The sequence below is a fragment of the Nonomuraea sp. SYSU D8015 genome (assembly GCF_008065375.1).
GTDB lineage: Bacteria > Actinomycetota > Actinomycetes > Streptosporangiales > Streptosporangiaceae > Nonomuraea.
In genome coordinates, this window is record NZ_VJYI01000072.1 from 1 (window position 1) to 851 (window position 851).

Here is an 851-nt window from a genome sequence, read left to right on the forward strand (position 1 = left end):
AGCAGGGCTTGCCGGGCCGCATCCAGGCGCCGCCACCGGCAGCGCCGTTCGGCCCGCCGGGCGCGGATCAGCTCGGCCAGGCGGATCAGGGTGTGATTGGACAGCGGTATCGCGGCAGGGTAAGACAGCAACCAGGCTCTCCGGTAGAGGCATCGGATCTTGGTCGACTGCTGTCTTACCGAGAGCCTCTTGTCATGCCAACCCGTCTCCTTACGTGCCCGCGATGACCTGCGCGATCGTCCAGGCTGTCCTCGTCCTCCAAACGAATGAAGATGGCCGTTACTGACCCGCGATCATGTTGTGACCAGCAGACTGGGGTTTCGGCGACGAAAGTCGCCCAGCACTACGCCAGGCTGCGGGACATGACCGCCAACAAGGTTCTGGATAACGCGGTGCTCGCCGTTCAGCACGACATGGACGCGACCGGTGTCGCAGGACGACTCGGCTTCGACACCCCGGAGTGGGACGACCTCGGCTACCTGCGCGTCGAGTACAAGGGTCAATACTCCAGCATCGGGCTGCGTGATGACGAAGATCATGAGCCGGTTGTCACCATCGTTCTGATCGCGGATCTGGCCCAGGAAGTGATCGCCGAGCAGGACGGGAAGATCTGGCCGACCTGTCCAGCACACTCTCTCGGGTTGCATCCGAAGCACACGGGCGGGGCGGCGCTTTGGACATGCAAGGGCGGAGGCGGTCACGCGGTGGCTGCGATCGGAGAACTGGAGTGACGAGGCCTGACACCGGGACCAGCGACGTTCACTGAGCCACTTCGTCCCGCGTGCCGGGCGTCCCGAGCACAGTCACATGGGGACAGCTCAGACTGAGCGGGTCGGCGGTGGCCTGCCTAG

1 protein-coding gene and 1 pseudogene are annotated in these 851 nt (G+C 64.5%); one reads left to right on the forward strand and one right to left on the reverse strand.

Annotation, left to right across the window (positions count from 1 at the left end):
- Positions 1–131: pseudogene (locus ID574_RS59255) on the reverse strand (IS5/IS1182 family transposase); the annotation flags it as partial.
- A gap of 231 nt (positions 132–362) precedes the next feature.
- Between ID574_RS59255 and ID574_RS59260 the strand changes: the two are divergent.
- Positions 363–731, forward strand: a complete 369-nt coding sequence (locus ID574_RS59260; protein ID WP_188197867.1) for a hypothetical protein — start codon at positions 363–365, stop codon at positions 729–731.
- Positions 732–851: the final 120 nt, after the last annotated feature.